Origin of the sequence: Kosakonia sp. AG348, from assembly GCF_003337365.1 — a bacterium.
Taxonomy (GTDB): domain Bacteria; phylum Pseudomonadota; class Gammaproteobacteria; order Enterobacterales; family Enterobacteriaceae; genus Kosakonia.
In genome coordinates this window covers 1-3,198 of sequence record NZ_QPJR01000021.1, presented here as the reverse complement: position 1 = coordinate 3,198, position 3,198 = coordinate 1, and the positions used below count along the sequence as shown (strand labels likewise).

General features: G+C 42.3%; 5 protein-coding genes. All 5 read right to left on the bottom strand.

The window, feature by feature from the left end:
• Window positions 1–269, bottom strand: a 269-nt coding sequence (locus DFO56_RS24480) for a hypothetical protein (RefSeq protein WP_233500440.1), incomplete at its 3' end; no start/stop codon positions are given.
• Between the two features lie 252 nt (window positions 270–521).
• Entirely contained in the window at window positions 522–905 is a 384-nt protein-coding gene (locus tag DFO56_RS24475; protein ID WP_233500439.1) for a hypothetical protein, read from the bottom strand.
• A gap of 715 nt (window positions 906–1,620) precedes the next feature.
• Window positions 1,621–2,136: a DUF4303 domain-containing protein gene (locus DFO56_RS24470; protein WP_045514799.1), complete on the bottom strand. Its 516-nt coding sequence runs from the start codon at window positions 2,134–2,136 to the stop codon at window positions 1,621–1,623.
• Between the two features lie 15 nt (window positions 2,137–2,151).
• Window positions 2,152–2,397 carry a hypothetical protein gene (locus DFO56_RS24465; protein ID WP_052679838.1) on the bottom strand — a complete coding sequence of 82 codons (246 nt, stop codon included), beginning with the start codon at window positions 2,395–2,397 and terminating at the stop codon, window positions 2,152–2,154.
• Window positions 2,398–2,421: 24 nt separating this feature from the next.
• Window positions 2,422–3,198: RHS repeat-associated core domain-containing protein (locus DFO56_RS24460; RefSeq protein WP_233500438.1), on the bottom strand; the 777-nt coding region annotated here is incomplete at its 5' end.

The following is a 3,198-nucleotide window of genomic DNA, read 5'->3' as shown; positions in this document are numbered from 1 at the left end:
CGGGTGAACTCTGCGTCGCCCTCAATAATTACCTGGCTGATGCGGTGTTCATCGTCATAGCTGAAGCGCTGCACCGTGCCGCGATGGCTGTCGTGGCGTTCAGTCATGCGCCCGAAACCGTCATACTCCCAGCGCACACCCTCCAGCCGTTTCAGCAGGTTGTCCCACACCGGCAGTAAATCCGGCGTGGTGCGGTTGTCCGCCGCGTCATACCAGAAACGTTCTTCACCATCCTGCTTAATAGAACGCTCTATTATCTGGCCGCGCATTCAGCATTACAGTATCTGAAATGTCTCTAAAACTTTGAGGTGAATGTAGCCTCAAAAAAATTAACGTTTTTAAGGAATCGCTTACAATTTTACTCGACGATCATTTGTCATCTTCGCTTATTAAAAAAGCCGGATCAAAGACAATAATACTTTTTCCTTTCATACCACAAGGCCAACCGCCTGACTTATAAATTTCAAATAGATTCTCAAGGAAACAGTCCTGAATAAAATCATCTAGATACCTATTTATCGCTACCGTCCCCAGGACAAAGTAAGCATTCTCCCGGGCCTCTGAAAAAAAATCATCATATTTATTATTGATTTTTTTATTTTCTTTTTCCTATAGTCAAGTAAGTCAGAGGAGTGATTTACCTGTAATGTCTCTAAGTAATTAGAAACGGCTTCATATGCTTTGTCGAAGTCAGCATTACCTCGTAATTTTCTCCTGTAATTTTCAATAATATCCAACCAAACCACATACCCCTTGGGTAACTCTTGGTCAAACGCACTTTCAAAAGCCTTATCGATTTCACGTATTATTATAGTGTCAAATTCAAAAACCCCGTTTAACTCTTTGAAAAACTTGTCTGTAAAAATGAATTCTACAGGTTCCATAACTTTTGTGAGATCATTCATATTTATCACTAACCGTGTTTATAAAAAATATTAGACCAGAGTGAATTTGTTTTTGCATTTTCAAGTGCACCACCAGCTTGATCCATATCGAAAGGCCTTATGGGATAGCCATTCTGAAGGCCTTTCCGGAGTATATTTTGCACTTCTTCTTTCTGTTTACGTATTGCACCTTTAGGCTGTGTAATATCTATTTTGTTCAGTAGCTTTCTTTTCAGATTTCCTTTCAAAAAATAAAGAGGCTTTCAGATACCACTCAAGCTATAAAATAATTTACTCTCATTTAAATAAATGCCCCGCAATTTAATATTTAATGCAGGCATACACTTACACAGCTCACTATATAGAGCATAAAAAAAGCATTGGAATTACAGTCAACAAAAAAACATAGAAAAAAATTAATTATTACTCACATCAATTACCCGGAAAAATAAACAAATAAATAAAAAGCCATCATTTCATCCAGATTAGTTAAACACATCAATCACTATAATAAAAATAAAGCACTTCAAAAAATTAATGTCAAACAATGTAAAGGGGCTTATCATCTATAAGGTTTTATATGTCGGCGCTTTTATATAGTAATTAGTCACAAAACCATCTCTTACTTGAATAATATGTACATTCAACTTAACAGACTGCTGGCACTATTCCATACATACCAGCATTTTTATTTATACCATTCAGAGTAACTTAGCCACTACAGAACCAATCACATTCAGTCATATCTCGAAAGAAAATAAGACGAGATCGATTTATCATTTATTAATCCTGCAGATATATTCTCAGTTCTTTCTGCATCATCATCAGTAATAGATACAAACAATACGGAATCATTTAAGGCTGGCGCAAGCTCACTTAATTTTATTTTTTTTAGTGCATTAATAAGTGCTTGAACAAGTCTGTTCTTAAATTGCAAAAAGTTCGCTCTATCCGGAGACTCTCTTAGAGCCTTACTAATATCAGAAAAATTTTCCGCAGAAAATCCTTCGTATGCCCATTCTGATGTAGCCCATTTATAATAACTTTGTGTCTCTCTACTTTTATCTTTTTCAGCATCAAGGATAAAATGCAAGCGCTCCTCAGAATTTGCGCTCAACGATACTGTCATAGCGCTACTGTCTGTATAAAGCGAGAACGCATAAAAATTTTCAGTAGAATATTCAGTAAGAAGTTTCTTGATGGCATCAAACGCAGCCTGGAAACATTTTTCTTCCAGTTCATCCCAGTTCATATATCACCTCTAGGTTCAGCTTCCAAATGCTTCCATCCCAATTCTCTGAAGTGCTGCTTTCATCTCATTTGTAGCTTCAACTGCATTTAATCCGCGGCTACTTATGACTTCATGTGCAGCTTCAAGTTTATTTGCAACAAGTTTTGCATTTGCAACAGTATGGCCTCTGTTTTCTGCCCACATAAGCGCAGACACATCTTCAAGTGGGTTAATTTCATATTTTTTCAGAATATTTCTACTCCTTTTTAAAGCTTCCTGCATTGGTGGAGACCTTGAAAAATCTCCTTAGAATACAATGTGATGGGCATGAGGGTTAACCATCGATGTTGGAGGCGTTGTTCCTGACCTCCTTGCGAAATATGTTCCCCAATCTCTATCGAGGCACGTAGATGCCAGCCCCCAAGGATCCACCCAAGTAAGCGGATCCACCATATACGTATACGTATTCAGCCCACCCAGTAACCCTATCGGGTCCATCTGGGTGTAGCGTCCGCCGCAGGGGTCGTAGTAGCGGAAGGTGTTGTAGTGCAGTCCGGTTTCGCGATCGAGGTACTGCCCCTGGAAGCGCAGGTTCTGCGGCACATCCCAGTCCGCGTTGCTGTTTTCCCGCTCGCTGCGTCCCCAGGTGGTGGAAACGCCCTGCCAGACAACGTCGCCGCTGCTGTCGGTCACTTTTTCCGGCAGACCGTTCAGCTCCGTGTGATACCAGTAAACCTCCGCGTGCTCGCCGCGGCTGTCGACGCGGGCCAGCGGTTCGTAGCTGTTTTCCGTGTAGATATATTGCACGGCCGCGTCCGGGTTGCTGTCGCTGCACTCGCCAACCATCTGCAGTCCCGACCACGCGTACTGCGTGCGTTCCGCGTTGCGGGTATGGCGTCGCCACACCTGTTTTTCCGGGCGACGACCGAGTGCGTCATAGCGGTATTCGGCCCGGGTGAACTCTGCGTCGCCCTCAATAATTACCTGGCTGATGCGGTGTTCATCGTCATAGCTGAAGCGCTGCACCGTGCCGCGATGGCTGTCGTGACGTTCGGTCATGCGTCCGAAACCGTCATATTCCCA

Coding starts and splice junctions, on each gene's coding strand:
- DFO56_RS24470 (WP_045514799.1), bottom strand. CDS start 2,136: ATGAACTGGGATGAACTGGAAGAAAAATGTTTCCAGGCTGCGTTTGAT.
- DFO56_RS24465 (WP_052679838.1), bottom strand. CDS start 2,397: ATGCAGGAAGCTTTAAAAAGGAGTAGAAATATTCTGAAAAAATATGAA.
- DFO56_RS24475 (WP_233500439.1), bottom strand. CDS start 905: ATGAATGATCTCACAAAAGTTATGGAACCTGTAGAATTCATTTTTACA.